Annotated in this window: 27 protein-coding genes; 3 read left to right on the top strand and 24 right to left on the bottom strand. The window is 43.9% G+C overall.

Annotated features, from left to right (window positions below; translation table 11 throughout):
* Window positions 1-51 precede the first annotated feature (51 nt).
* The gene (locus tag ICN38_RS10195; RefSeq protein ID WP_216256986.1) at window positions 52-747 is read left to right on the top strand and encodes an SDR family oxidoreductase; all 696 of its coding nucleotides are present in this window, start codon (window positions 52-54) and stop codon (window positions 745-747) included.
* 12 nt (window positions 748-759) lie between these two features.
* Here the strand turns inward: ICN38_RS10195 and ICN38_RS10190 are convergent, their stop codons facing one another.
* From ICN38_RS10190 to ICN38_RS10180, 3 genes are read right to left on the bottom strand one after another with little or no spacing between them, the layout of a single operon-like run.
* The gene (locus tag ICN38_RS10190; protein ID WP_216256985.1) at window positions 760-930 is read right to left on the bottom strand and encodes a DUF2256 domain-containing protein; all 171 of its coding nucleotides are present in this window, start codon (window positions 928-930) and stop codon (window positions 760-762) included.
* A complete protein-coding gene (locus tag ICN38_RS10185; RefSeq protein WP_216256984.1) occupies window positions 931-2,469 on the bottom strand; it encodes a cryptochrome/photolyase family protein in 1,539 nt (512 codons plus the stop codon).
* Window positions 2,466-2,735: a TIGR03643 family protein gene (locus ICN38_RS10180; RefSeq protein ID WP_216256983.1), complete on the bottom strand. Its 270-nt coding sequence runs from the start codon at window positions 2,733-2,735 to the stop codon at window positions 2,466-2,468. The genes ICN38_RS10185 and ICN38_RS10180 overlap by 4 nt, the downstream gene beginning before the upstream one ends.
* Before the next feature lie 62 nt (window positions 2,736-2,797).
* Between ICN38_RS10180 and ICN38_RS10175 the strand changes: the two genes are divergently transcribed.
* On the top strand, window positions 2,798-3,145 hold the full coding sequence (locus tag ICN38_RS10175; protein WP_216256982.1) for an HNH endonuclease: 348 nt from the start codon (window positions 2,798-2,800) through the stop codon (window positions 3,143-3,145).
* A gap of 6 nt (window positions 3,146-3,151) precedes the next feature.
* Here ICN38_RS10175 and ICN38_RS10170 read toward each other — a convergent pair whose 3' ends face one another.
* From ICN38_RS10170 to ICN38_RS10070, 21 genes are all read right to left on the bottom strand, one after another.
* Entirely contained in the window at window positions 3,152-3,832 is a 681-nt protein-coding gene (locus ICN38_RS10170; protein ID WP_216256981.1) for an RraA family protein, read from the bottom strand.
* A gap of 27 nt (window positions 3,833-3,859) precedes the next feature.
* On the bottom strand, window positions 3,860-4,819 hold the full coding sequence (locus ICN38_RS10165) for a tripartite tricarboxylate transporter substrate binding protein (RefSeq protein WP_255562817.1): 960 nt from the start codon (window positions 4,817-4,819) through the stop codon (window positions 3,860-3,862).
* A 29-nt stretch (window positions 4,820-4,848) separates the two neighbouring features.
* On the bottom strand, window positions 4,849-5,814 hold the full coding sequence (locus ICN38_RS10160; protein ID WP_216256979.1) for a tripartite tricarboxylate transporter substrate binding protein: 966 nt from the start codon (window positions 5,812-5,814) through the stop codon (window positions 4,849-4,851).
* Complete coding sequence (locus ICN38_RS10155) at window positions 5,814-6,800, bottom strand: zinc-binding dehydrogenase (protein WP_216256978.1); 987 nt, start codon at window positions 6,798-6,800, stop codon at window positions 5,814-5,816. The genes ICN38_RS10160 and ICN38_RS10155 overlap by 1 nt, the downstream gene beginning before the upstream one ends.
* A 36-nt stretch (window positions 6,801-6,836) precedes the next feature.
* Window positions 6,837-7,652 (bottom strand): enoyl-CoA hydratase, encoded by an 816-nt coding sequence (locus tag ICN38_RS10150; RefSeq protein ID WP_216256977.1) that lies wholly within the window; start codon window positions 7,650-7,652, stop codon window positions 6,837-6,839.
* Window positions 7,652-8,842, bottom strand: a complete 1,191-nt coding sequence (locus tag ICN38_RS10145; RefSeq protein ID WP_216256976.1) for a CaiB/BaiF CoA-transferase family protein — start codon at window positions 8,840-8,842, stop codon at window positions 7,652-7,654. The genes ICN38_RS10150 and ICN38_RS10145 overlap by 1 nt, the downstream gene beginning before the upstream one ends.
* A 41-nt stretch (window positions 8,843-8,883) precedes the next feature.
* Window positions 8,884-9,897 (bottom strand): D-2-hydroxyacid dehydrogenase, encoded by a 1,014-nt coding sequence (locus tag ICN38_RS10140; RefSeq protein WP_216256975.1) that lies wholly within the window; start codon window positions 9,895-9,897, stop codon window positions 8,884-8,886.
* Window positions 9,878-10,774, bottom strand: a complete 897-nt coding sequence (locus ICN38_RS10135) for an amidohydrolase (protein WP_216256974.1) — start codon at window positions 10,772-10,774, stop codon at window positions 9,878-9,880. Before ICN38_RS10135 ends, ICN38_RS10140 begins: the two co-directional genes overlap by 20 nt.
* 4 nt (window positions 10,775-10,778) lie before the next feature.
* Complete coding sequence (locus ICN38_RS10130) at window positions 10,779-11,753, bottom strand: tripartite tricarboxylate transporter substrate binding protein (RefSeq protein WP_216256973.1); 975 nt, start codon at window positions 11,751-11,753, stop codon at window positions 10,779-10,781.
* 125 nt (window positions 11,754-11,878) lie between these two features.
* Entirely contained in the window at window positions 11,879-12,664 is a 786-nt protein-coding gene (locus tag ICN38_RS10125) for a class II aldolase/adducin family protein (protein ID WP_216862747.1), read from the bottom strand.
* A 58-nt stretch (window positions 12,665-12,722) separates the two neighbouring features.
* A complete protein-coding gene (locus tag ICN38_RS10120) occupies window positions 12,723-14,081 on the bottom strand; it encodes an MmgE/PrpD family protein (protein WP_216256972.1) in 1,359 nt (452 codons plus the stop codon).
* A 3-nt stretch (window positions 14,082-14,084) separates the two neighbouring features.
* Complete coding sequence (locus ICN38_RS10115; RefSeq protein ID WP_216256971.1) at window positions 14,085-15,059, bottom strand: tripartite tricarboxylate transporter substrate binding protein; 975 nt, start codon at window positions 15,057-15,059, stop codon at window positions 14,085-14,087.
* Between the two features lie 46 nt (window positions 15,060-15,105).
* Window positions 15,106-16,251 carry an acyl-CoA dehydrogenase family protein gene (locus tag ICN38_RS10110; RefSeq protein WP_216256970.1) on the bottom strand — a complete coding sequence of 382 codons (1,146 nt, stop codon included), beginning with the start codon at window positions 16,249-16,251 and terminating at the stop codon, window positions 15,106-15,108.
* A 44-nt stretch (window positions 16,252-16,295) separates the two neighbouring features.
* On the bottom strand, window positions 16,296-17,246 hold the full coding sequence (locus ICN38_RS10105; RefSeq protein WP_216256969.1) for a D-2-hydroxyacid dehydrogenase family protein: 951 nt from the start codon (window positions 17,244-17,246) through the stop codon (window positions 16,296-16,298).
* A 30-nt stretch (window positions 17,247-17,276) separates the two neighbouring features.
* Window positions 17,277-18,065 carry an alpha/beta fold hydrolase gene (locus tag ICN38_RS10100; RefSeq protein ID WP_216256968.1) on the bottom strand — a complete coding sequence of 263 codons (789 nt, stop codon included), beginning with the start codon at window positions 18,063-18,065 and terminating at the stop codon, window positions 17,277-17,279.
* Between the two features lie 9 nt (window positions 18,066-18,074).
* Complete coding sequence (locus ICN38_RS10095; protein WP_216256967.1) at window positions 18,075-19,100, bottom strand: tripartite tricarboxylate transporter substrate binding protein; 1,026 nt, start codon at window positions 19,098-19,100, stop codon at window positions 18,075-18,077.
* 15 nt (window positions 19,101-19,115) lie between these two features.
* Window positions 19,116-21,167 (bottom strand): 3-hydroxyacyl-CoA dehydrogenase NAD-binding domain-containing protein, encoded by a 2,052-nt coding sequence (locus ICN38_RS10090; RefSeq protein ID WP_216256966.1) that lies wholly within the window; start codon window positions 21,165-21,167, stop codon window positions 19,116-19,118.
* A gap of 9 nt (window positions 21,168-21,176) precedes the next feature.
* Entirely contained in the window at window positions 21,177-21,995 is an 819-nt protein-coding gene (locus ICN38_RS10085) for an alpha/beta fold hydrolase (protein ID WP_216256965.1), read from the bottom strand.
* Between the two features lie 20 nt (window positions 21,996-22,015).
* On the bottom strand, window positions 22,016-24,112 hold the full coding sequence (locus tag ICN38_RS10080; RefSeq protein WP_216256964.1) for an acetate--CoA ligase family protein: 2,097 nt from the start codon (window positions 24,110-24,112) through the stop codon (window positions 22,016-22,018).
* A 9-nt stretch (window positions 24,113-24,121) separates the two neighbouring features.
* Window positions 24,122-24,919, bottom strand: a complete 798-nt coding sequence (locus ICN38_RS10075) for an enoyl-CoA hydratase/isomerase family protein (protein WP_216256963.1) — start codon at window positions 24,917-24,919, stop codon at window positions 24,122-24,124.
* A gap of 22 nt (window positions 24,920-24,941) precedes the next feature.
* Window positions 24,942-25,889: a tripartite tricarboxylate transporter substrate binding protein gene (locus ICN38_RS10070; RefSeq protein ID WP_216256962.1), complete on the bottom strand. Its 948-nt coding sequence runs from the start codon at window positions 25,887-25,889 to the stop codon at window positions 24,942-24,944.
* Between the two features lie 115 nt (window positions 25,890-26,004).
* On the opposite strand from ICN38_RS10070, the gene ICN38_RS10065 reads away from it, so the two are divergent.
* Window positions 26,005-26,781 carry an IclR family transcriptional regulator gene (locus ICN38_RS10065; protein WP_216256961.1) on the top strand — a complete coding sequence of 259 codons (777 nt, stop codon included), beginning with the start codon at window positions 26,005-26,007 and terminating at the stop codon, window positions 26,779-26,781.
* The last annotated feature ends 1 nt before the right edge of the window (window position 26,782 follow it).

The raw sequence follows: 26,782 nt of genomic DNA, 5'->3' as shown, positions 1-26,782 counted from the left end.
AAGACTTATTCAATAAACTAGCTGAGGACACCCTATTTATTAAAAGAGCTTATGGCACTGCTACCCCAACCCTTTAAAGCCCTCATTATTGGCTCTTCCGGCACTATCGGATCAGCCTTTATGGAGCTGTTGCAAAGCAATCCCCTATGTACAAGCGCTATTGGTCTTCACCGAAATTCTGAAATTCCGATTGATTACCAGCGGCCTGAGTCAATAGAAGCAGCTGCCAAAGCACTTGCTCCAGAAGGGCCCTTTCAGCTCATCATTAATACGATTGGTGTATTACATACCTCTGAATGGATGCCTGAAAAAAGATTAGAAGACATCAACTCAGATCAGTTAGTAGATCTCATGCAGATTAATGCAATTGGCCCAGCTTTAACTATCAAATATTTTTCAAAACTACTTGATACCAATCACAGTGTGATGGCTACCCTTTCAGCAAAAGTAGGAAGCATTGAAGATAATCGTCTTGGAGGTTGGTATAGCTACCGCGCCTCTAAGGCAGCACTCAACATGCTAATTAAAACTGCCGCTATTGAATTTGCACGAACAAAACCGAATACTGCTCTAGTTGCCATTCATCCTGGCACTGTGAACTCCAGATTGTCACAACCCTTTTGCGGAGAGCAGATTGGTAGACCACCATGGGATGCTGCAGGCGATATGTTCAAGGTCATTGAAAGTCTTGAGAAGCAAGACTCTGGTACTTTTATCTCCTACTCAGGCGAGCGATTGCCTTGGTAGTTCATATTCGCTTTAGGTAGACGCCTTAGGAGCCTTTTTTCTGCAAGCATCTGAGCAGTACTTTACTGATTCCCAATTTTTTTCCCAAGACTTTCTCCAGGTCATTTCTTTGTTACAAACAACACAGATCTTGCTTGGTAAAAAGCTTTTGTTACCTTTAAAACTAACTGATTTTTCCTTCACTTAAAGATCATCCAAATTATTAAGCAATACTTTTGCGTGCTCTTGAATGGATAACTGATCGGAATCGCTAATTCTCTTTAAATTTGCAGTCATCAATCGAGTGCGTGGACTAGCCTCAAATTGGGCGCGATGCTTGATTAAGAAATTCCAATATAGCGTAGTAATAGGACAGGCAGATTCACCAAAACGAACATCGGGCTTATATTTACAGGTGCCGCAATAATTACTCATACGCTTGATATAAGCACCACTGGCAATATAGGGCTTGCTGGTAAAACGTCCGCCATTCGCAAATAAAGCCATGCCGGCTGTATTGGGTAACTCTACCCATTCGATAGCATCTACATAGACTGCTAAATACCAGTCACACACCTGACTGGGCAAGATTTCAGCTAGAAGTGCAAAGTTTCCAGTCACCATTAGGCGTTGGATATGGTGAGCGTACCCATACTGCAGTGTTTGACCAATCGCATCTTGCATACAAGCCATCTGGGTTTGACCGGTCCAATACCATTTTGGCAGAGCACGCTGATGCTCATAAAAGTTATCTTGCGCCATTTGAGGCATATCAAGGTAATACATCCCCCTCACAAACTCTCTCCAGCCTAAGATTTGCCGAGTAAATCCCTCGATATTTGAAAGCTCAAGGGATGGATCCTTTTTCCAGGCAAGCATGACTGCTGCAATCACTTCTCGCGGATTCAAAAGCTTGAGATTGAGCGCGGACGAGATGACAGAGTGCCAACCAAAAGGAGTATTTGTCCACATGGCGTCTTGATACATGCCAAAGTGACGCAATCGATAGTCAATAAAATACTGAAGCGACTCTAAAGCTTGTTCTCTCGTAACCGCCCAATTGAAGTGGTCCAATGAGCCTGGATGTTCTTTGTAGGTTTTACTGACAAAATCTAATACCTCTTGAGTAATCTCATCAGGCTCAAAACTTTTAGGGGCATCAATCAGTCCAGGACCCTTCTTGGGATAAGGCTTACGATTATCTTGATCAAAGTTCCATTGCCCTCCTTCGGGATTGCCGTCAGCATCGATCAAAATCTGGTGAGTCTTGCGCATGAGGCGATAAAAATATTCCAGTCTGATTTCTTTTTTATCTGCCACCCAATTCTTAAACTCTTGAGGGCTGCAATAAAAATGTTCATCCTCCAGAATTTCAAGTTCTATATTTAATTCAGTGGCTAGAGCCTCGATGGATTTTCTGAGCCGCCACTCGCCAGGCTCAATACACACCAAGTGACTGATATTCTTTTGCAGAATCTGCTGCCTTAACACCTCAATAATCGATAAAGGGGATTCTTTAATATAAGTAAGTGGATATTTTTGATCTTCGAGTGTCTTTGCAAAGTGACGCATGGACGATAGAAATAAAGCAATCTTAGCTTTATGGGTCCAGACATATTGAGCCTCATTTGCTGACTCAATCATGATGATTTCATCAGTCTCATGCTTAAAATTTCTCAAAGCAGCACCCTGCAGATCTAACTGATCCCCAAGAATCAATACGAGCCTATTAGCTAGCTTCATTTATTTTTGTATTGTGTAGGGCAAAAAGCCCGTTGAACTTCTTTGCTGCGTAGAGCGATATGCTTGGTCGCCCTGCCTGTCACTCTTTTTCTCCAAAGCTCAAAAGAGGATCGCTTTAGCTGACTGCGCATCAGTTCAATGACTTGAGGTTCAGATAAACCAAAGGATTTTTCAATGGCATCAAATGGGGTACGGTCCTCCCAGGCCATTTCTATAAGGCGGGATATATCTGACTCTGACAGAGAATTGATAAAGGGCTTTGGCATCCAGCAAGTTTAAGGCTTATTTACTAAACTAGCAGGGTACGTTACACGATGGATTAATAGAAATGATTGGGAAAATTCGGCAAAAACTGATTGCGCTTCAACCGCCAGTAGTCAAAAAGGATGCTGTCCTGATTTGTCCAATATGCGATCGTGTTATTCCAGATTCTCAAAAGGATGCGCACCATCTCGTACCAAAGTCCAAAGGTGGCAAAGCTACTGAATATCTACATCGTATTTGCCATAAGCAAATCCATGCCTTATTTACAGAAACAGAATTGGCCACACAATTAAATCATGCAGCCATTCTCAGAGAACATGCTGAAATGCAGAAATTTATTCAATGGGTTAAAACAAAGCCCAATAGTTTTTATGAACGGGTACGCAAAAGCGCCCGCCTACGAAGTAATTAAGAAAATTTATTTCTTCTCGTAGTCCTGGCTCTGTAAGAAATGATACTTTTGGAGCTTTCTTGCTTCGTCCATTCTCATGCCTTCTCGAATGCTTTTTCTGACTTGATTTTCTCTAGAAAAAATCTCTTCGGCATAGTTCAGCACTTGCTCTTGCATCTGGCTCGGTACGACAACAACGCCATCTGGGTCACCACACACTAAGTCTCCAGGATTTACTGATACGCCGCCAATCTTTACTGAAACCTGTAAACCAGCCAACTGAATTCTGCCTTTACCAGTTCTCATCCAGTAGCCACTGCTATAGATTGGGTAATTCAATTCGCGGCATAAAGAGACATCGCGATTAATACCGTCAATGACAGTACCAGCCACTTTTCTTTGGTGCGCCATCTCGGTCAAAATATTGCCCCAAGTAGTCATTTCATCGCGCCCTTGATTGTCGATCACAATCACATTACCTGGCGGTACATCATCAATATACTCACCTACATTACCTTCTTCATCAGGATTGGCTAAGCGATATAAGACGGTATATGCATGACCAACCATCCGAAACTTAGGATCACAGGCAGCAATCTTATAGCACTGCCCCACAACCCCCGAGCGATCGAGTGCATCACTAATGGCGGCACAATCAAGCTTTTTGGCTCGGTCTATAAATTGGTTTGATTTAGTGGTGTCAGTCATTTTTGCATTCTTCAGATTCTTTTAAATTCAATCTACAGTGATATTGGCAGTCTTAATGACCTTAGACCAATATTGAATATCTTTACGAATGGTGGCATCGAACTGTGTTGGGTTCATATATCGCAACTCAACTCCAGACTTTTCAAGAGCCTGCTTTACCTGTGGGTTATTGAGCGTAGTTCTAGCAGCATCGTTCAGGGTTGCAATCACGGCTGGGGGCGTTCCAGCTGGAGCCAAAATACCAATCCAGGCTTCTAATTCAAAACCGGGGAAGCCGGCTTCTGCTGAAGTCGGAACATCTGGCATTTGGGGGATACGCTTCTTGGCCGCAACAGCTAAAGCCTTCATCTTTCCTTGCTGCACAAACTGCATTAAAGATGGGGGCGTTGCTACAGTCATCTGCACATTACCTGCAATCACATCTAGCATGGCAGGGCCAGCACCGCGGTAAGGCACATGGGTAATATTTAACTGATTTTGTTGTTTAAAAAGCTCTACCCCAATGTGAGGCACAGAACCATTTCCAGAAGTTGCGTAATTGAGCTTTCCTGGATTGGCTTTTGCATAATTTACTAACTCCTGCAAAGTATTTGCTGGTACCGCAGGATTGACTGCAAGTACATGCGGCGAAACTACCAACATACTTACTGGAGCAAAGTCTCGTATTGGGTCCCATGCTAAGTTGGCATACATTGATGGATTGGCCACATGAAACATGGAGTAGCCCAAAAGTAATGTGTAACCATCGGGCGCTGATTTGGCAACGGCAGTTGCGGCAATATTTCCACCAGCACCCGTTTTATTCTCAATCACAATCGGTTGACCCAAAATTTTGGTCATTTCTGGAGCAATCATTCTTGCAACTGCATCCAATATTCCACCAGGAGGGACAGGCACTACGAGTGTAATGGGTTTATCGGGATATGCTGCGAAGGCATTGATTGCGATACTACTTAATACGAGCATCACTAGCTTATGGATTTTCATTGCCATCTCTTTTATCTCTTTATATATGTCTAATCAACACTAACATCTGCAGACTTTACTAACTTGACCCAGAATTTTTCATCCTCAGTGAGGAATTTTGCAAACTGTGCCGGAGAGCTCGATAGTGAAACATCGGTACCCTCACGTGCTAAAGCAGCTTTAACATTGGGTTGCTTTAATGCTGCTTGAGTTGCCTCAAATAACTTCTGCACAATCGCTGGTGGTGTTCCAGCAGGAACAAATAAACCATACCAAAACTCAATGGCGTAATCAGGCAGGCCGGATTCTTTCATACCAGGAATGTTTGGAGCTAAAGGGGAGCGTTCCTTTGCAGAAATTGCTAGGCCTTTTAAGCGCCCTGCTTGAACCATTGGCAATACTGATGGAGGAGTACCAAAGGTAAGTTGTGTATCACCAGCGATTACCGATTGAATCGCTAGAGATCCACCACGAAAAGGAATGTGGGTCATTTTGACATCGGCCACTTGACCAAATAAAGCAGCTGCCAAGTGTGGTGCAGAACCATTACCTGAAGTCGCGTAGTTCAAGGCGCCCGGATCTTGCTTCGCTTTTGCAATCAACTCCTTAATAGAATTAATTCCAGTGCCTGGATAAACCGCAATCACAACGGGGGAACTTGTAATCTTACTGATTGGCTGAAAATCACTCGGCTTATATCCCAACTTAGGGCTTAAAGCAGGATTTACAGAAATACTACTAGGACTTGCAATCAGAATGGTGTAACCATCTGGTGGTGATTTAGCAACTTGTTCAGCAGCAATACTAGAGCCAGCTCCAGGCTTGTTTTCAATCACAATGGTTTGACCCAAAGCTTGACCTAAGGGAACACTAATATTGCGCGCCACATAATCTGCTGCGCCACCAGGTGCAAAGCCCACAATTAACTTAATTGGCTTATTGGGATAGGGTTGCGCTTGGATACTAAAAGTACCTATTCCAATAAATATGGGCAGTAGAAATTTCAAATAACGCATTAGGCTTCCTCCGGGGTTCCTGCCAATACAATTTTTCCAAGATGTTGATTGGAGTCCATGATCTCCTTAGCTTCTAGCAACTTCTCAAATGGAAGGGTTTGATAAACCATAGGCACAATTTTTCCCGTTTCAATCAAGGGCAAAATTAATTTTTTAAACTCTATCATTGCAGCTGAACGCTGCGCTGCAGTTCGAAACTTATTGGATACGCCAAATAAGTTTAAGCGTTTAGCGTGCATAGCTTCGATATCGACTTCTGCTTTAAGAACACCATCAACATAACCCACTGTAGCAAGACGACCCTGAAAAGCCATCGATCGGATGCATTCCGCAAATACAGATCCGCCAACGGCATTGATCACTAAATCCACGCCTTTGCCATCTGTCGCCTTCATTACCGCATCATAGAAATTAGGTTCACGAGTACAAATACCCACATCCAAACCTAAAGCTTTTAACTGATCGAGTTTTTCTTGAGAACCAGAGGTACCAATGACTTTTGCTCCCAAAGCTTTTGCCATTGTTAAAGCAGAGACGCCAACACCAGAACTCACTCCAGTGATAAAGACCCATTCGCCTGGCTTTAAGTGGCCTTGTACTAACAACATATCAAATACCACCAATGAAGTCAGCGGTAGTGCTGCAGCCTGCTCCCAATTTAAGGATGCTGGTATGTGCATGGTTTCTGGTGCAGACAGTAAGGCATATTCAGCAAATGCCCCTGGACAACGACCCATCACTCGATCTCCAGGCTTAAAGTCTGTCACGCCTTCCCCGCATGAGACTACTTCGCCAGAAGCCTCCAGACCGAATTGCTTTGCAGACCCCACTTTATGAAGGCCATGACCAAGGATAAATTCCCCGCGATTTAAGCCTGCCGCCTTCACACGAATCAACATTTGTCCAGGACCCGGTACTGGACGATCCGTTTCTTGTAATGTGATGTCGGCATTAATGCCATCGCTCTGCATCCAATATGACTTCATGATTTACTTTCTTTTATCTTTTATCTTTTATCTTTTTTATTTACCACGGAAGACTGGCTTACGTTTTTCCATAAAGGCGCGTCGGCCTTCGGAGTAATCTTCACTATCAAAGCAATCCCGAATTAATTGACGGCAATTTTCGTGATCAATTTCAGGCGATGCTTTTAGAATTTCAGCAATGATCGCCTTGCCAGCACGAACTGTAATCGGCGCATTAGCAGCCAAGGCTTGCTTGTACTCTGCTTGCAATGCAGCTAAGTCACCTGGTTCACATACCCGCGTGATCAGGCCAATATCTCGGGCTTCTTTGGCATCAATACGTCTAGCAGTAAAAAATAAATCTTTTGCCATGGCAGGACCCACTAAATCAACTAAGTTCTTCAAGGCTGAATAGCGATAACCCAAACCTAAGCGAGCAGCTGGAATCGAAAAGACGGAATCAGTACTGGCAATCCGAATATCGCAACTCATAGAGACATTGACTCCGCCACCGATACAGTAGCCCTGAATACAAGCAAGCGTAGGTTTACTAAAGTTATAAATACCCATCAGCGCCTGTTCTGCCATCTGCTCATAACGAGATACTGCCTCTTGAGCAGCACGCATATCCTCAAACTGAGTAATATCTGCCCCAGAAACAAAAGCCTTCTCACCTGCCCCAGTAAAGACCACCAAGCGTATACGATCATCGCTCTCTGCAGTATTTAATAAAGGCGCTACTGCCTCCCACATATCGACTGAAAGGGCATTATGACGATCAGGATTATTAAATTGAATTTGTAAAGTACTACCATCCTCATCTAACCAAACCTTCACCCGCTCAGTGATGGATTTATAAACTACTGTGTTCATTAATACACTCCTTTAGATTTGAGGCTAGCAAGTTCGGCAGCTTCTAAGCCGAGCTCTTTTAAGATTTCTTCACTATGCTCGCCACGTTTAGGCGCTGAACGCACTATCGTACTTGGAGTGCGCCCAAGTTGCATAGGCTGACCGACCATCTTTTGTGGTCCGTGATGGAGTGAGACAACATCTTTGACGATTCCTAGGTGCTGAACTTGAGGTTCCTCAAATACGCCCTTGACATCATTGATCAGACCACAAGCAACACCTCCTGCATTAAAGCGCTCAACCCAGTAAGCACGATCTTGTGAAGCCAAGCGACGATTAATCTCTGCATTAATCGAATCGCGATTAACTGATCTACCCTGCTTATCTTTATAGCGCTCATCTGTTACCCATTCAGGCGCACCTAGAATGTCGCAAAAGCGTTCCCAAATCTTGGATCCAAAAACAGCAATATTCATATAGCCATCTTTGGCCTTGTAGACCCCAGTCGGAATACTAGTAGGATGATAATTACCAGCTTGCGTTGGAATATCGCCATCAATTAACCAGCGAGAATTCTGAAAATCCATCATGTAAATCACGGACTCTAATAAAGAAGTTTGTATCCATTGACCCTTGCCAGAAACATCTCGCTCTAACAATGCAACCAAGACACCTTGGGCAGCAAAGATTCCGGCACAAAGATCAGCAATCGGAATACCTACACGCATAGGACCATCGCCCGCTTTACCAGTTACTGACATCAAACCACTCACCCCTTGAGCGATTTGATCAAAACCTGGGCGCTCAGCTAGAGGTCCACTTTGCCCAAAGCCAGAAATACTGGCATAGACCAAGCCCGGATGATCCTTACTCAAGGTTTCATAATCAATACCTAAACGAAATTTCACATCAGGACGAAAGTTCTCTACGACCACATCAGCACTAGCTATCAAGCGCTTCAAGATAGCAATACCCTCAGGCTCCTTGAGATTAAGAGTAATAGATCGTTTGTTGCGATGGGTGTACTGATAGTCAGATCCATCTTGACCACCCAAGGTGTCGTCACCACGCATGTGATCAGGCATCTGCACCTGAATAACATCAGCCCCCCAATCTGACAGCTGGCGGCAAGCAGTAGGGCCAGCACGAACTTGGGTGAGATCAATGATACGAAAACGCGCTAAGGCAGCGGAGGCAGGCATATGAGGCATAAGAATTACTCGTTTAGTAAATAGATTAGAAAAGGGATTGGTTAACTTGCGATTTGGTTTTTTAATACTTGCCCTTGAGCAAATAGGTGAAGATTTTTGACGAACAACTCGAGTACTCTTTGCTCATTTCCAGCTGAATGACCGGCAGAATGGGGGGTCACAATCACATTCTCCATATCCCACAGCGGTGAAGCTGGATCTAAAGGCTCTGAAACAAATACATCTAAATAAGCACCACCCAATTTTTTACTATGCAATGCCGTAATTAAATCGGGTTCATGAATGATTTCTCCGCGCGCTATATTGATGATATAGGCGCCATTAGGCAAGAGATTTATTGCTGAGTGATCGATAAGTCCTCGAGTGAGATCGCTCAATGGACAAGCTAATACAAGCCATTGCCCTTGGGGGAGCACTTGATGCAGCTGTGAAATGTGAATTGCATCACCCACTGACTGCTGCTTTTCTTTGAGCGCTGCATTAAATCCAACGGAGATTGTTTTAACACCAAATACTTGTAATGTTTTCGCTATCGAATCACCAATCGGACCTCTACCCACAATGACAGCAGTCTGATCACTCAGATCTTGAGGCAATGGATAGTGAATAAGTGGATCCCAGCGATGCTCAGTTTGTGCTTTTTGCATTTGTGGAAACTTCCGAGCCAGCATCAGAATTCCAGCAATGGCATTTTGCATCACGATAGCCGCATTGACACCTGAAGATCCCGAGATCGTCACACCTCGCTTCATTAGGTCCAAATAAATTTGGCGATCAGCGCCAGCAGAATGTATCTGCACCCACTTTAACTCTGAAGAATTCAATAACAAATCATAAAAAGCTTGTGTCGCAGGAATAATCTTTTGCTTAGTCGAGGTGGCTGTCACGTCTCTTGAAATTAAAGCGACATCAAATTGAGCGCCGGGGTTTTGCTCCGCACTATTCATTAATTGCACAGATAACTTCGCCTCTTGGCTAAGAAGACTCTCTAATTCAGGGAGTGCTTTTGGACTTACCAATACTCGAAGTGGCATATTAGGCTTTAGGGAAGTCATAGAGACGCGCAGGATTAGATACTAAAACTCGCTCTAGGGTAGCAGGCTGATCGATCCAGTGTGATAACAAGTTTACCAAGCCCCCATCATCAGGAACCAAGGATGATTCAAAGTAATTGATGTGTGGCCAATCGGTTCCCCAAACAATATTATCTGGATTAGCTGCCAATAAAGCCTTAGCAAATGGGTCTACATCCGCGTATTCCTTACTCAGATCTCCAATGCGATCAGCGCCAGAGATTTTGACCCAGCCCTTGCCCTCTGCGAGCAATTGGCAAAGAAACTGGAAGCCTGGATTATTCAGGCCATGACTAGTGTTCATCCGCCCCATGTGATCAATCACTAATGGCAGGCCTAAGGGTAATAGCTTTGGTGCTAGCTCAGGTAAATCTGGCGCATGTGCCCAAATCTGGGCGTGCCATCCTCGCTCAGCAAACTTTGGTGCTAATTTTTGTAATACCTCGAGACCTACTCCATTGCGATACATGGGCTTGCCATCAATTTGCAATAAATTAAAACGTGCACCACGCACACCTAAATCATGCCAACGATCCAGTTCTTTATCAGTCACATTGACATCAGGAACTACGATCCCCCTAAATCGATCAGGGTACTGCTCAAGCCCTTCTAATAAAGAACCGTTATTCGTTCCACAAACATTCGCTGTTACCAGCACGCCCCGAGCAAAACCAATTCGATCAAGGTGTGCAGCAAATTGAGCTGGTGAAAATTCTTGAGGAGTGTAGCTACGGTCATCAGCTAACGGATACTTTGCAAAAGGTCCAAAGATATGAACATGGCTATCGCATGCATTAGCGGGAACCGCAAAATTAATCGGGGTGTAATCAGACTTTGGAGGTAAACAAGTGCGAGACATTTATTTATTCAGCCTTTATTTTTCCAGATTGCAATAAAGCCTGAGAATTAATCGACTCTTGATTTAACATAGTCGCCCACTCTTGGGGAGAAGAGGAGCGTGCCGTACCCCCCAATACTCTTAAGCGCCCACGTACACCACTGTCATCAATTGCTTTTCTGAGAGAGGCATTCAGTGACTTCACCACATTGGGTGGAGTTCCTAAAGGCGCCAAGATACCTGCAGTAGTACTGGCATCTAAGTCCACGCCCATTGCCTCACGTAATGTAGGTGAATCTGGCAAACCAGGATCTCGATCTTTTGATAAGACCGCCAAGATCCTTAAGTTTCCCGAATCAACAAATGGTTTTGAGCTAGTAATTTGATCTATAACAAAATCAATTTGCCCACCCATTAAATCCGTTAAGGCCGGAGCTGCACCTTTATATGGAATGATATTGAAACTTGCTTTGGTGGCATCTTCCAAGCGTAAGATTGCGATATGGTTAGAAGTCCCTTGCCCAGCATGTCCCACTGAGACTGAGCCAGGCGCACTTTTTGCTGCTTGTAACACTGCTTTTGCATTCGGAAAGCGCTTGTCATCTTTGCGCACCACCAATACCAAGGGAGAAACTGCTGCGAGACCCACTGGCTCAAAACTATCCGGCTTATAAGGTGGAGACTTGAGCATATAAGGTAATACCGAAATCGTATTAGTAGTAGCAACCAACAAAGTATGGCCATCAGGCTCAGCGCGTGCAACATAACTGGATCCAATTGCACCACCAGCCCCAGCTTTATTCTCAACAACTACCGACTGACCAGTCACCTTGGCAAGAGAAGGCGCTATTGATCTAGCAATCACATCGATATTGCCACCCGGTGCAAATGGCACGATCAAAGTAATGGTTTTACTTGGGTAAGTTTGTGCTGCGGCCCAAAAAGAGCAACAGAATATCAAGATGCCAAAAATCCATCTTTGGAAATAAATTCGCCACATGTTTGTCTCCAGCGTTTTTCGCTTTTGTGTTTTTTATTTTTTGCTGCTTATTTACTGCTTCACTGTTAAGAACTTATTCCTTAATTCTCAACAGACCATGCTACCTCATATTCCATATATCTCACTTAATCCTTGAAACTCGGATCCATGCGATCCACAAACCTTAACAATCCTGGCCACTCCATCAAACCATAGGGCCTGCGTGTTTGTGGCTGATAGTTCATATATGTTTCTTCCAGGACAGCAGGCGACACCTCCTGAAACGGAGTATTGCAAGCCATTGCTGCAAGTTGTGCTCGACAAGAGGTTTCAAGACGATGCATCCAGTTAAATGCTTCGCCAATGGATCTGCCAACCGTCAACAAACCATGATTACGTAAAATCATCGCCTCTGCATTACCAAGATCACGAACCAATACTTCTTGCTCTGCCATATCCAGTACTACACCCATATAGTCGTGATAACTAATCTTCAAGAAGCGCATTGCGGTTTGATTGATTGGTAGCAGGCCGCACTTTAAGGAAGAGATTGCCATTCCCGCTGGTGTATGCGTATGAATAACACAATCTACTTCTGGACGAGCCTGATGCACTGCACTATGCAAAATATAACCAGGCTTGTTAAAGCCATAGTTCAACTCACCAAAATCCGGCTTAAATAACACTTCACCATCATGATTAATCTTCAGAAAACAAGAGGCAGTCATTTCTTCATACATCATGCCGTAAGGATTCGTTAGGAAAGCACCCTCCTCCCCAGGAACGCGAAGCGTAATGTGATTGGCCATCATGTCTGACATACCGAAATGAGCAATCAAGCGATAGCATGCCGCTAAATCTACGCGGGCTTTCCACTCTTCAGGAGTCACTTTATCTTTAAGAGAGGGTAATTCCAAACGACCAAATTTCATGATTCTCACCTTATTATTTGCTATCTAGCTACTTGTACTATTTTAAGTATTTATGGAATCAATAACTCATTTTTGACCACAATTTAGCCAAACTTCTAACCGATAATCCTCTGCCCCCTAATACTTCCCCTGAGATTGTCTGGGCTAGCTGTAACCCAATCCTAGGTTCGGCTAGCTCATGAAATTTATCCACTAATTCTTGATCAGTCAGCGGTTCATCTGGGTCACCATGCCTGGTGTATTGATGATGTGCATAGACCGAGCCGTCATTCATTTCAATTTCGACCTTAGCAGAGCGGTGCAGCGGAAACTTAGCAGCGCATTCTGGATCAACTGATAACTCAACCTTGTCTTCCATGGCGTAAATCTTGGGATTATTTAATGCGGTCTCTAAGAATGCTCGCTCCCGAACGCGACCCAAAATAATTCTGGCTGACACGGTATAGGTCAAACTAAACTTTGCTTCGAATGGTGTTTTTGGGTGGACATATCGACATACATCATTGGTGGCCTTATAAGCACCCACCCGAATTTTTTTAATTTGCTCAATATCAATTGGATGATCATTTAATAAATGTGATATCGCATCAATTGCCGGAAAGTTATGTCCACAGCAGCCATGATTCTTAAAAGTCATTTGCTCAATATTCCAACGAGAGCCTAAGCCCTCAAGCAACTCCTCCCACCGTGGATTTTCGCAAAGCGCCGCACCAAATCCAGCATCTCCCTCCAAAAGATCGGGGGTACCGGTCATACCTACCTTTGCAGTTAGTGCGGCATTGAGGCCAACCTCTGCTGCATGTCCAGGATGCATTGGCTTGGTCATAGAGTCAGATCGAAACGCCTGCTGCAAGCCACTTGCAAAAGTCCCCGCAGTAGCTAATGCATCGCAAGCTTGGGATGCATTGAGCTTTAGCAAATATGAACAAGCTGCTGCAGAGCCAAATACGCCTGCTGTTCCCGTAGTATGAAAGTACTTATAGTGACTTGGCTGAATGACTTTACTAATACGTGTGGAAACTTCGTAACCAATGATGATGGCTGCTAATAAATCTTCAACGGAATCATTGCGAGACTCTGCCAATGCAAATGCAGCAGAAATCGTTGGGCATGCTGGATGATAAGCACCGTCTCTAAAGATATCGTCAAACTCAGCAATATGGGAGATAGTCCCATTCATAAAAGCAGCTGCTCTTGAGAAGGCTTTCTTCTGAGTTCCAGCAACAGAGCAATGCCCTACTCCAAGTTCTTCAACATAAGCTTCCCTTAACTTGGAAGCAGCTTCGGTGTCGGCGCCAGCAATTAAAGCCCCATGCCAATCTAGAAGCGCGCGGCGTGCACTATGGAGGGTCAATGTGGAGAAGGTAGTTTGATAGCTACCTTCAATAAACTGCCCAAATTCTTGTAATAAGGTCATAAATTACTCGGGCTTAGCGCCAGACGCTTTCACAATTGGTGCCCACAAGGCAAAATCACCACGCACAAACTTTGTAAATTCTTGAACATTCATCAGAACAGGGTCAGCACCCAGACCAAGTAATTTTTGACGAATGACAGGCTCCTCCAAAATACTCACTACAGTTTCATTGAGTTTTTTCACAATGGCTGAATTTGTACCTGCTGGTGCAAACAAACCAAACCATGCGCCAGTAGCAATATCGACCCCTAGCTCATTAAGTGTAGGTAAATCTGGCATCGCACTGATTCTCTTTTTCGATGAGACCGCTATAGCATTTAGTTGTCCAGCTTTAATCAGCGGGATCACCGAAGGCGCAGTGGCGAACATAAACTGCAAACGACCTGCAACAAGGTCTCGTGTTGCTTCAGCACCCTTATAGGGAATGTGGGTAGCCTCTATACCAGTCTTTTGTGAAAACAGAAAGCTGATCAAATGGGCAGTAGTACCAATACCAGTAGAGCCATAATTCAAATTACCAGAATTAGACTTTGTATAGGCCTGAAACTCCTTCCATGTCTTCACGCCTGAACTTGCTGGAACTACCAAGATGTTGGGAACATCGCCCAATAGCGCAACAGGCTGTAAAGCCTTTTGTGGGTTGACTGCGAGGTTACCAAACAGAGTTGGATTAATAGAAATGGGGCCAATCGAGTTAGCTAATAATAGATAGCCATCTGGTGCTGCTCTACCAACAATCTCCGTACCCAAGTTACCAGCTGCACCAGGTTTATTTTCTACAATCACTGGAACTTTCCAACGGATACTCATCTGGTTAGCAACTTCCCGTGCCAAGATATCGGTTGTTCCCCCAGCAGTGAAGGAAACAATAATTTTGATTGGCTTGTCAGGATAGTTAGCGGCACCCTGAGAGAACGCATTAGATACTAAAACGAATGCACAACCGAAAGATATTGCTATTTGCTTGATGTATTTCATATGAGTGTCTCTTTAATTTTGTATTTTCAATAAATTACTGCTACTACTATGCTCGTTGATTAAAACGTCGATCAAATACCTCTTCAGCAATTCTATTCTTCAAAATCTCAATAGACCCACCCGCAATCATCCAGCCCCGAGTACGTCTTACACAATATTCCACTAAAGTTTCTTGGCTATACCCTGTAGCTCCCATAATTTGCAGTGCCTCATTAGCAACTTCAAAACCGGTGTTATTGCAGATCAGCTTTGCAGCAGTAGTCTCATAAGCTGATGGTAATCCAGCCTGCGCATTGACAGCAGCCCGATAGAGCATTAATTGCGCAGCATCTAACTTGACCGCCATATCTGCAAACTTCCATTGAATTCCCTGAAATTCACAAATCTGTTTGCCAAATTGCTCACGTATAGAAGCGTATTCCTTGGCTTTATTAAATGCATAGCGGCCTAGTGCAAGAGCGCGGGATGAGTTACCAATACGCTCTACATTAAATCCACTGATTTGTTTTTTAAATCCACCTGGCCCTAATAAAAGCCCATCATCAGAAATAAAGCAATCCTCAAAATACAGTTGTGACCACTCTTCACCGCTCATAAAGCTATTAGGCTGCCCTACTGTGAGTCCAGGGGCATCTCTCTCAACTAATACAGACCCAATACCATCTAATCCAGGACCAAAACGCACATAGACCAGAAATAGGCCTGCCTCAGGACTATGAGTTGAAAATACCTTAGAGCCATTGATTAAATAACCACCATCTACTTTTTTAGCTGATGTTGCTAGCTCAGTCACTGCTGAACCAGCCCCTGGCTCGCTCATACCCAAGCCAAGAATTTTTTTTCCAGCCAGTAAGTCAGGTAAATACTTTTCTTTTTGAGCATCACTTGCATACTCCACAAAGGTTCTGATGGCACCAAAGTTACCGGCCTGCACGACATCGGCAGATTTAGGACAATGCAAGGCAACCTCTTGTATGGCGATCACCGCATCCATGAGTGTGCCGCCCATACCACCATCTTTTTCTGAGAAAGTAATTCCCAATAAACCTTGCGCGCTAATCTTCTGTGCAATTGCCCAAGGATATTCAGGACTATGCGCACGCTCTAATGCGCCGGGAGCCAATTCCTTTTCAGCAAACTTCCCTACTGCATCAGCAAAAGCCTTTTGCTCACTGTTTAAATGAAAATCCATTTTTTACTTTCCGTGTTGAATGTTATGTCTCGTTTTTTACTTTGTTAGTTCACACAATTTTGGGGCGAACCGGCTAAATAAGAATTAATGTTGTCAAAAGCAATCCCAAAATATGCCTCGTAGTTGTCTCTTTCTACAAAGCCAATGTGAGGAGTGCATAAACAGTTAGATAAATGTAGTAGTGGATGATCAGCGCCTAAAACGGGTTCTGATTCATAGGTATCGATAGCAGCATAAGCTGGACGCCCTTGCTTGAGCCCTGCTTCTAAAGCTCCAGGCGCAATCAACTCGGCACGACTTGCATTAACCAGCAAGGAGGTAGGTTTCATCATGGCCAAATCTTGAGGTCCAATAATATGACGTGTTGCATCATTTAACCTCAGCTGCAAACAGACAATATCACTAGTACGAAAGAAATCCTCTTTGGAGGACGCCAGTGCAAATCCCTCTTGAGCTGCTTTTTGAAGAGTACTATCACGACCCCATACCAATGGCTTAGCGCCAAATGCTTTCCCCAGATGACAGACTTGCTTGCCAATACGGCCAAATCCATAAACTCCCAGTACTTTGCCTGCTAATTGATCGCCGAGATAACCTTGCCATTGACCATCCTTCAATCTAGCAACTTCTTCAACTAGCTTTCGTAAGGACGCCAGAATTAACAGCATATTTAGTTCGGCTGTGGCTGAGCCTGAGCCTCTCCCATCCATCACCACAATACCCTTTTCTTTGCAGGCTTGTAAGTCAACATGGGATGCCATTTTCCCCGTTTGGGAGATGAGTTTTAAATTTGGAAGACGATCTAGCAATTCTTTAGTAATAGCCGTTCTCTCACGAATCAACACAATGGCATCCGCATTTTGATATCGCTGTGCAAGTACATCAACATCACTCACACTATCGTTAAAGATCTCAACGGTATGAGCTTTGAGTTTTTCAAAACAAGCAAGGCTTCGAATGCAGTCTTGATGGTCATCAGATATGACTATGTGCATCTACATTCCTTTTTATTCAACTGAACTAAATTATTTAAAGGCATTGAAGAAAAGTGTCAATGCTCGATTAAATTGTGTGGGCTGCTCAATATTCGTCATATGCGCAGCATTAGAAATCAATACTAAAACTGACTTTTTTAAATTCTTATGCATTTCAAGAGCTGCTGATAGTGGGGTTCCAACATCAAATTCTCCAACAATGACCATTGCAGGACACTCAATTTCACTTAATCTATCGGTAGTATGGATGGAAGCAATAGCTGCACAACAACCTGCCCATCCATCAACTGATGTAGATCGAATCATGGAAGCTACTGGCTCCACTATCTCTGGACTTGAATTTCTGAAGGTCTCTGTAAACCAACGATTAATTGCTGGTTGAACCAAGGGATCCATACCCTGAGTCTTTGCAATACGAATTCGCTCATCCCACATTGAAACTGGTGTTGCAGTATGTGCACTGGTTGTATCCGCCAAAACAATAGATGCAATTCGCTCGGGGTAGCGCAAAGCAAAAGTTTGTCCAATCATGCCGCCCATAGAAAATCCAAGCCAGTGCACCTTATCTACGCCCAGATGATCTAGCAAACCAAGGGCATCATCGGCTAATAAATCTAAGGTATAGGTACCGCCCTCTGAACCTGAATCTCCATGCCCCCTAGTGTCATACGCAATTACCCTAAAGTTTTTCTGAAGCATCTCAAGTTGAGGTTCCCACATTGCTTTTGTGCATCCAAGTGAGTGAGATAAGATAATCCAAGGACCTTTCTCTCCATATACTGAGTAATCAACATCAATATTATTAATTTTGAATTTCATTTTGATTTTTTATTCTGGTTGAATATTGGCAGCTTTGGCAATTTTTTGAAACTTCACCATTTCAAAGGCAATTAATTTCTTAAATTCTTCTGGAGAACTTGGGGTAACAGAAACACCCATTTGGTTTAACTGCTTTTGAATATCCGGCGCTCTTAAAATTGATGTAATTTGCTTGTTTAAAAAGGTGATTGTTTCAGGTGGTGTTTTCGCTGATGCTAATAAGCCATACCAAAAAACCCAATCATATTGAGGCGCACCAGATTCAGAAACTGTAGGGAGATTTGGCAATTCTGCTATTCGCTTTTTAGATGTCACTGCCAAAGCTTTTACCTTACCGTCCTTAACTAAACCAATTGCAGTCGCATAGGGCGTTATATGAAACTGCACTCGGCCAGCAACTACCTCTGTCAAAGCCTCAGAGACCCCTTTATATGGTATGTGAACAACATCTATTCCAGTTTGCATTTTGAGTAATTCAACAGCAAAGTGTGAACTACTCCCGATTCCTGCTGATGAATAATTCAACTTACCTGGATTGGCTTTAGCAAGAGCAATTAAATCTGCCACACTATTTACATTGAGGTCATTTGGCACAACCAATAATGCTGGTCCCTCGCCAATTAAGGTAATGGGAGCAAAGTCGCTTAAAGTGTCATAAGGCAATTTTTTGTAAATTGCAGGAGCGGTTGCATGTGCAGGTGAGACGCTCAATAGGGTTGAGCCATCTGCAGGAGCTCCAAGAAGTGCTATGGCAGCAAGGGTTCCGCCAGCACCAAGCTTACTTTCTACAATTGCAGTTGACTTCATTTTTTCAGCCAATTTCGGGGCAATCATCCTAGAAGATGAATCAGGAATCCCCCCAGCACCGAACCCAACAATAATCTTATAGTTTTTTGAGTCAGCCTTAGCAACAGATGCATCCTGCGGCTGCGCCATAGATAGATTGGGCAAAATGACACCACATCCTAGCGCCAATAAAAGGGCATAAGTCACCTTTTGTAATAACAGCTGATCCTTTAATCTCAATAAGCTCATAAGAAGTTCCTTGATTTACTGTAAGTGAAATAATGCATCTGTATTCGCAATTACAAAGCCAGGGCCGCTTAGCTCTGCCAATTCACGCAACTCAAAATTTAATTTCTCTCTACCCATCTCTTGCGCAATAAATACAGGACCACCACGCCAACGGGGAAAGCCATAACCATTGACCAGTACCACATCACAATCCGTGACATCACTCACCACTTTTTCAGATGCTAAATGAGCAATTTCGTTGATCATAGCTAGCAATATTCGATTCACGATTTCTTCAGAAGAAAATTCTCGGCGAATAATACCTTTCGCAGCGCTCGCTTCATCAATCACTTTTTTCACAAAAGGATCGACTGCTCCAGATTTCATGCCATCAACATATTGGTAATAACCTGATCCTGTTTTACGCCCAAAACGCCCCGCCAAACATAGAGTGTCCGCAATATTGACGTAGCGATGCTCTGGGTTTCTGGTACTCGCCTGGTTCTTACGCATTGCCCAAGCAATATCTAAGCCAGATAGATCTCCCACAGCAAAAGGGCCCATGGCAAATCCATAATCTTCTAGAGCTTTGTCGATTTGTTCGGGATAAGCGCCCTCTTCAAGCATAAATTCACATTGACGACGGTAAGCTGTATAAATACGGTTACCAATAAAACCAAAAGAGTTAGCACTAATGACTGGCGTTTTACCTAATCGCTTAGCAAATTGCAGGCCTACCGTAATAGCATTTGGAGCGGTTAATTTACAGCGGACGATTTCAATTAACTTCATTACCTGAGCCGGACTGAAGAAATGCAAGCCAAATATACGAGACGGATTTCTGGTTTTGGCAGCAATTGCATCGATATCTAAATAAGAAGTATTAGATGCAAGTAAGGCCTCGGGGTGTGCATACTCCTCAATCTTCTGAAATACCGCATGCTTTACTTCCATATCTTCAAATACCGCTTCAATTACCAAATCTGCGGAAGTAATATCACCCCATTGAGCGGAAGAGGTAAAGCTCATCAATATTGCGCTGGCATTTTCTGCAGCCATCTTGCCAGACTTGACGCGAGAATCATAAAAGTCTAAAACTTTTTTAGTCCCATGTGCCAAGGCTGCTTCATTTTGATCTAGCATCAATACCGTATAGCCAGCTGATAGGCAAGCTATAGCAATCCCAGAGCCCATGGTTCCAGCTCCAATCACCGCAACTCGCTCAATACTCTTTGGCTTTTGCGCATCACCAGCTAATGGTTTAAATAATTTACGCTCAGCAAAAAATTGATGGCGTAGTGCTTTCGCTTCAGTACCAATTCGCAAATTTTGAAATACCTCCCGCTCAATTGCGAGGCCTTGATCTATTGGCAGTGTCAGGGTATTGGTAATCATCTCAATGGCTTTATGAACATTGGGACGATTTTTCCCGACCTTTAGAGCCTTTTGCGTTGCCGCTAAAACATCAGAAGCATCAACACTTGGAGTAGTAATATCGCGAATACGATTTTTTTGACCAATTAAAGATCTTGCCAAACTAATTGCATTACCCAAGAGGTCTTCTTTAACCAGCTTATTAATAATCCCAAGCTTCAAAGCTTCATCAGCTTTAATGCGAGTGCCAGCACAAATATACTCAATCGATTTTTCAACCCCAATGAGTCTAGGCAGGCGTTGAGTTCCACCAGCGCCAGGAATAATTCCTAATGTTACTTCTGGTAAGCCTACTAGAGTCCCCTCCAATGCAATGCGCGCATCACAAGCTAGGGATAACTCAAAGCCACCACCCAAGGCAGCGCCATGCAAGGCGCAGACTACGGGTTTTGGGCAATTCTCTATAGCACTGATTACTGTTGGTAAGTGTGGCTCGGCCAAGGGCTGAGAAAACTCTTTCATATCAGACCCAGCAATAAACGTATTACCGGCACCAATGATGACTGCTGCAGAGGATTTAGAATCGCTCTGAAGAACTTGGATAGCATCCAATAAACCCTGACGAACCTCAGTGGAACCAGCGTTAATTGGCGGATTGTTCACGGCAATCACCATGACATCAGCTTCGTTGTGAATATTAATTTTGCTTGTCATATTTTTAGCTCACTCAAACCATCGAATCAAGCTAGCATTAATTTGATCTGGTCTTTCATATTGAACCCAATGCCCGGCATCAATAACGAGCTCTTGCGATCTATTACTCCATCCACTCACTAAATTTTCAATGAGATATTCTGGGGTACAAGTAATATCGTGTTCTCCCCATATTAAAAGAATGGGGCCGGAAAATTGCTCAAGCTGTTCTGCTAAGCCGCCTGGTCTGGCAATCGGTTTACTTTTAAAGCTGGTGGCAATACAAGCATCTTGATGAATACGAATTGCTTCAGAATCTATCCTGTCATAAGTACTGATCATTTGCAGATATAGATTCTCACGCATGACTTCACTCAATCTTTGGGTGTCGCCACTAGCCTGAATTTCTCTCCAAGCCAGTAACTCACCTCTTGGGCGGCGCGGGCCGCCATGACCCGCACTTCCTAAGAGAGCTAATTTTGAAATCTGTTTTCGCTGATTAGCCAAATGGGCTGCCACAAATCCACCAAACGAAAAACCAGCAATATTAATTAATTGATTTTCACCAAGCAAAGTATTCATGGTGGCTATCATCGGTTCTATCATCCCAGGCTGGAATTGACTATCAAAGTATGTCGACTCTCCAAAGCCTGGCATATCCGGCACAAATACATGAAAGTGTTCTGCTAACACTTCAACATTGCGCGCCCAATGCTCCCAACTACCGTGACCTCCATGCAAGAGAATTAATGGCAAGCGATTTGATATAGGTTGACCGAATTCGTGCCATGCGACAAACCCATCCCGGTAAGGAATGTGCTGAGTTTTATTGGCTAGTGCTTGTGTCATTTCAATCAATTGGATATGGTTTAAGTTAAAACAGCGATACCATCAGCGGCCTTAACCCCTTGTCCCTGAGCAAATACAAAGATGGGATTAATCTCACACTCAATCAGGCGCTCGCCTAAGACAGCAACCATTTCTGAAAATTGTACGATCGCTTTGACAAGAGCATTGAGGTCACACTGCACTCTGCCACGATACCCATTTAATAAGGGCCAAGTTTTGAGCTCTTGTAACATTTCCAAAACCTCTTCTTTACTCAAAGCTTTACCTGGAGAAATCAAACGCATACTGGTATCTTTAAAGAGTTCTGCTGTTACACCTCCCATACCGACCAAAATAGCTGTTCCCAAGGGGTCTTGATGCATGCCCACCATGAGTTCTTGTCCACCAGCAGCCATTTCTTGTACCAGGAACTCTTTAATACTTGAACCTGAATTGGTCTTTACCTCTGCAGCCATAGTAAGGAGCTTGCTTGGGATGTCGGTGATAGCTATATTTAGCGCTACTCCACCAACTTCAGTTTTATGCGTAATCTCATTAGACAAAATCTTGAGAACGCATTTATCACCAAGGCCTTTCAAGGATTCTAAATTTGGGTTAGCGGCATCTACCACCACCTCACGCACACCCGGAATATCAAAAGTGGAGAATAGATTCTTAGCTTGATACTCATTCAATAAACCATGCAAAGAGGCAATATCAAGACCTACTGGCATAGTTGCTACAGCACCTGTCTGTGCAATAACACCACGTAAGCCACTAGCATGCAACATGCTTGACAAAGCGACGCTACAACTCTCAGGTTGAGAGAATGCAGGCACACCAAGCTTCGTCATCAGCGCACCTGCAATCGGTGCATGGGGGCTAACATACGCAATGACAGGTTTGTCGCTAGACTGCATACAGTCGCGTACTGCACTAGCCATTAAATCTGGCATTGAAAGACTAGAAGACCCTAAAATCAAAATCAAAGCGTCATAGCTAGGACTATCTAACAAAGCACTGATTGCACCACGCAATAAATCCGGTTGCAATCCTGCTAGGGTGACATCAATTGGATTGCGATCTAATACTGCCTGATCTCCTGACTGCAAAGCACGTAGGCGCTCAGCAGTTTTCTCATCCGGAACCGGTGTTTCAAAACCCCATTCACCCAGGCTATCTGCAACTAAAGTCCCTGCGCCACCTGTTGAAGTCAGAATAGCAACGCGCTTACCTTTTAAAACCCTGCCAGATGACAGTGCCGCTGGGATATCTAAAAAATCGGAGAACTTGTTCGCGCGAATAATCCCAGTTTGCTTAAACAAAGCGTCATACATTTTGTCGCTACCCGCTAAAGCGCCTGTATGTGAAACCGCTGCTTTAATACCGGCTTCCGATTTTCCAACCTTGTAAACCACAATCGGCTTACCAGCTAGTCTTGCTCTTAATGCAGCAGCACGAAATTTTTCGGGATGGCGAATACTTTCTATATAAAGAACAATAACCTTAGTACTAGGATCATCCGTTAAATAATCAACAAAATCGGCCATACCCAAATCTGCTTCATTACTTGTAGAAACTAATTTAGAAAGCCCTAGGCCAGAGGCTGCAGCACGAGATAGTAATGATCCCAAAATACCGCCGCTCTGTGAAATGACGCTCACTCCGCCCTTTGGAAACTCATCCATCTCCAAAGCACTACTGGGTGACAAAGGGATATCGTCCGTGACATTAACCATCCCAATCGTATTGGGACCCAGAATTCGCATCGCACCTGCAGCAGCAATTAATTCTTCTTGCTTCTTCAGACCCTCGGGTCCATGCTCGGCAAACCCACTAGTCAGCACGATAGCTGCTGGTGTTCCTAACTGGGATAGCTCTTGCACTGCGCTAAGCGCCTTATCAGTCCCCACCATAATGATGGCTACGTCTGGCGTCTCTGGCAAAGAGCTGATGTCGGGATAACACTTCAAGCCAGCAATCTCTTCCACCCTTGGATTAACAGGATAAATTTTTCCTTTGAAGTGATGCTTTTGTAAGTAGGCTATCGGCCTACCAGCAGTTTTCTTAGGATCTGTTGAAGCCCCAATGACCGCAATACTGCGTGGCTCCATTAAATTCAAAATTGCATTGCCCATCTTTCAGTCCTATTTATTTTTTGCAGCAGCCGCTTTATCCAGAAAGGCCATGACAGATTCGCGATGCTCTGTACTGGTATAGCAAATGCCTTGCGCCTGACTGCCTTGAGCAAATATTTGCGCTGCAGTCATTTCAAATGTTTGATTTAGGATGGTTTTACCTAAGGCAAGCGCAGTAGCAGAACCTTTGCTCAGTTCCTTAGCCCAAGCTTGCGCATCCGAAACCAAAGAATCTGTCTTGCTAACGCGATCGACAATACCAATCTGAGTAGCTTCTTCTAGATCTACTTTTCTACCGCTAAATATCAATTCTTTGGCCTTTACCAAGCCTACGCGTCTAGGTAGAAAATACATCCCTCCGCCATCAGGAATAATGCCGCGATTGATATAGGACCAAGTAAAGTTTGCCCCCTCAGAAGCCATAATAAAATCGCATGCCAAGGCAGTATCTGCCCCCAAACCAGAAGCAGGTCCATTCACGGCGGCTATCGTAGGTTTTGGCATCGTATGCAAGAGGGATACTGCGCGGTGAACACCTTGTTGGCGATGCCAACCATTAAAGCCAACTTCACCTGCCGGCGCTTTCATACGCTTTTCCATACCAGCAATATCGCCACCAGCACAAAATCCTTTGCCATTGCCAGTTAAAACCAGCGCACGAATCGCTTTATCTGCTGCAACCATCTCTAAGGCTTCGATAAATTCTGTGCGCATAGCATCGCTCATCGCATTGCGTTTTTCGGGACGATTTAAACGTAGTGTCGCAATACTATTTTCTACACTGAGTTCAATCAATTGAAAAGTCATCTTATTTCCTTGCTGAATATTTTTAATCTGCGCTGATATTGGCATCTTTAATTACTTTTTGCCAACGCAACTCTTCTGCTTTTACAAACTTCGCAAACTCTTCTGGTGAGCCTGCTTTAATAATCAGACCCTCACTCTCGACTCGAGTTTTAAATGCCGAGGTTTGAGTCCCCTTTTTGATGGAAACATTGAGTTTATTAATCACATCAGGCGGGGTTCCTGCTGGAGCAAAGTAGCCATACCAACTGCCAGCCGAATATCCTGGAACACCACTTTCTGCAACCGTTGGAAGCATTGATAATTGGGGCGAAGGCGAGCGTGCTGGAGTTGTAACGGCAAGCGCACGCAATTTACCGCTATCTACAAGACTGCCAACAGCAGATGCAGTAGCAAACATCACATCCACCTGGCCACCAATGACATCTGTTAAGGCTGGTCCTGCACCTTTGTAAGGAATATGTGTCAGCTTAGTACCAGCAATCGAATTAAAAAGTTCACCGGCAAGATGCGCGGAAGTACCGCCACCTTGTGAGGCATAAGAAAGTTTTCCGGGATTTGCTTTTGCTGCAGCAAAAAATTCTTTAAATGTTTTGTATGGACTATCCGCTGAAACCACTACAACATTTGGAGAGATGCCAACTAAAATCACTGGAGCAAAATCTTTGTCTTGTGAGTAGGGCAACTTTGCTTTCAGGCTTGGGTTAACAGCATGGGCCAATGTAGCTACTACCAAGGTATACCCATCTGCCGGACTTTTAGCCAATGCATCTGTTCCAATGATGGTGCTACCGCCTGGTTTGTTATCGATGACGATGGACTGCTTTAAGTCATCAGCCATCGGCACACTCAATGTTCTAGCCACTAAGTCTGTTCCTCCGCCTGGTGCAAATGGAACAATCACTTTGATAGGGCGATCAGGATATGCCGCGAATGCGGAAGAAAATCCCAAAATAGCAAAAACCAGAGCCATTCTTCCATATGAGATCCTTAAAGAATTCAATCCAATCTCCTACTTTTATCTATTTAATGCGGTGCAAAAGAGTATGCGACAACTCGCAGTAAAAATTATGGTTTAATTCCACTAGATGGAATTAGCTAAACCCAGCTCCAAAACCAACCGCTCCCTCATCAGGGGGATAGAGATCCTGCGTTGCTTTAAGCCAGGAATGGGCTTGCTAGGAAATAGTGAGATAGCAGAGCGGACGGGTTTACCCCCCTCCACCATTAGCCGTTTAACCCAGACCCTAGTTCTTTCTGGGTTTTTAGAACACGATCCAAGCCGCCAAGCCTATCGCTTGGCTCCCACTGTTCTGTGTTTAAGTCACGCCTTCAAGACGGGCTCTGCTGAAATCAAGATTGCGGAACCCTTAATGCGTAAAGCTTCAGAAAAATTAAAGCTCAATGTTGGCCTTGCCGTGGCAGATAGACTAGAAATGGTCTATCTTGAATCTATCCGTTATACAAAGAATATTGCCTTGAGAACAGTAGCAGCAGGGCAAAGAGTGCCCATTGAACGAACCTCCTTGGGCAGAGCCTGGATTGCAAAATTAGACCCTGATAGCAGAACGCAGATTCTTCTGGAATTAAAAAAACAGAAAATCAAAAATTGGGCTCAAATAGAGCAAGAGATTCATGAGGCAATAGAATCAATGTCAGAGAAGGGGTATTGTGTTGCTAATTGGCTCCCGGAAATTTCAGCAATCTCGACGTCTGTTCAACTACTCAATGGAAGCTATGCTTCTCTCAATTTAAGTACGCCAGCAGAAAGTAAATTGGTTGATCACTCGGAAAACTATAGCCCTGCACTTTTTGAATTAAAAAATAAGATCGAATTCGAACTCCACAAACTAAAACTAAGTTAAT

The organism is Polynucleobacter sp. AP-Melu-500A-A1 (assembly GCF_018882125.1).
GTDB lineage: Bacteria > Pseudomonadota > Gammaproteobacteria > Burkholderiales > Burkholderiaceae > Polynucleobacter.
Note: the sequence above shows the minus strand (reverse complement) of the source record. Positions and strands in the feature narration are given on the sequence as shown.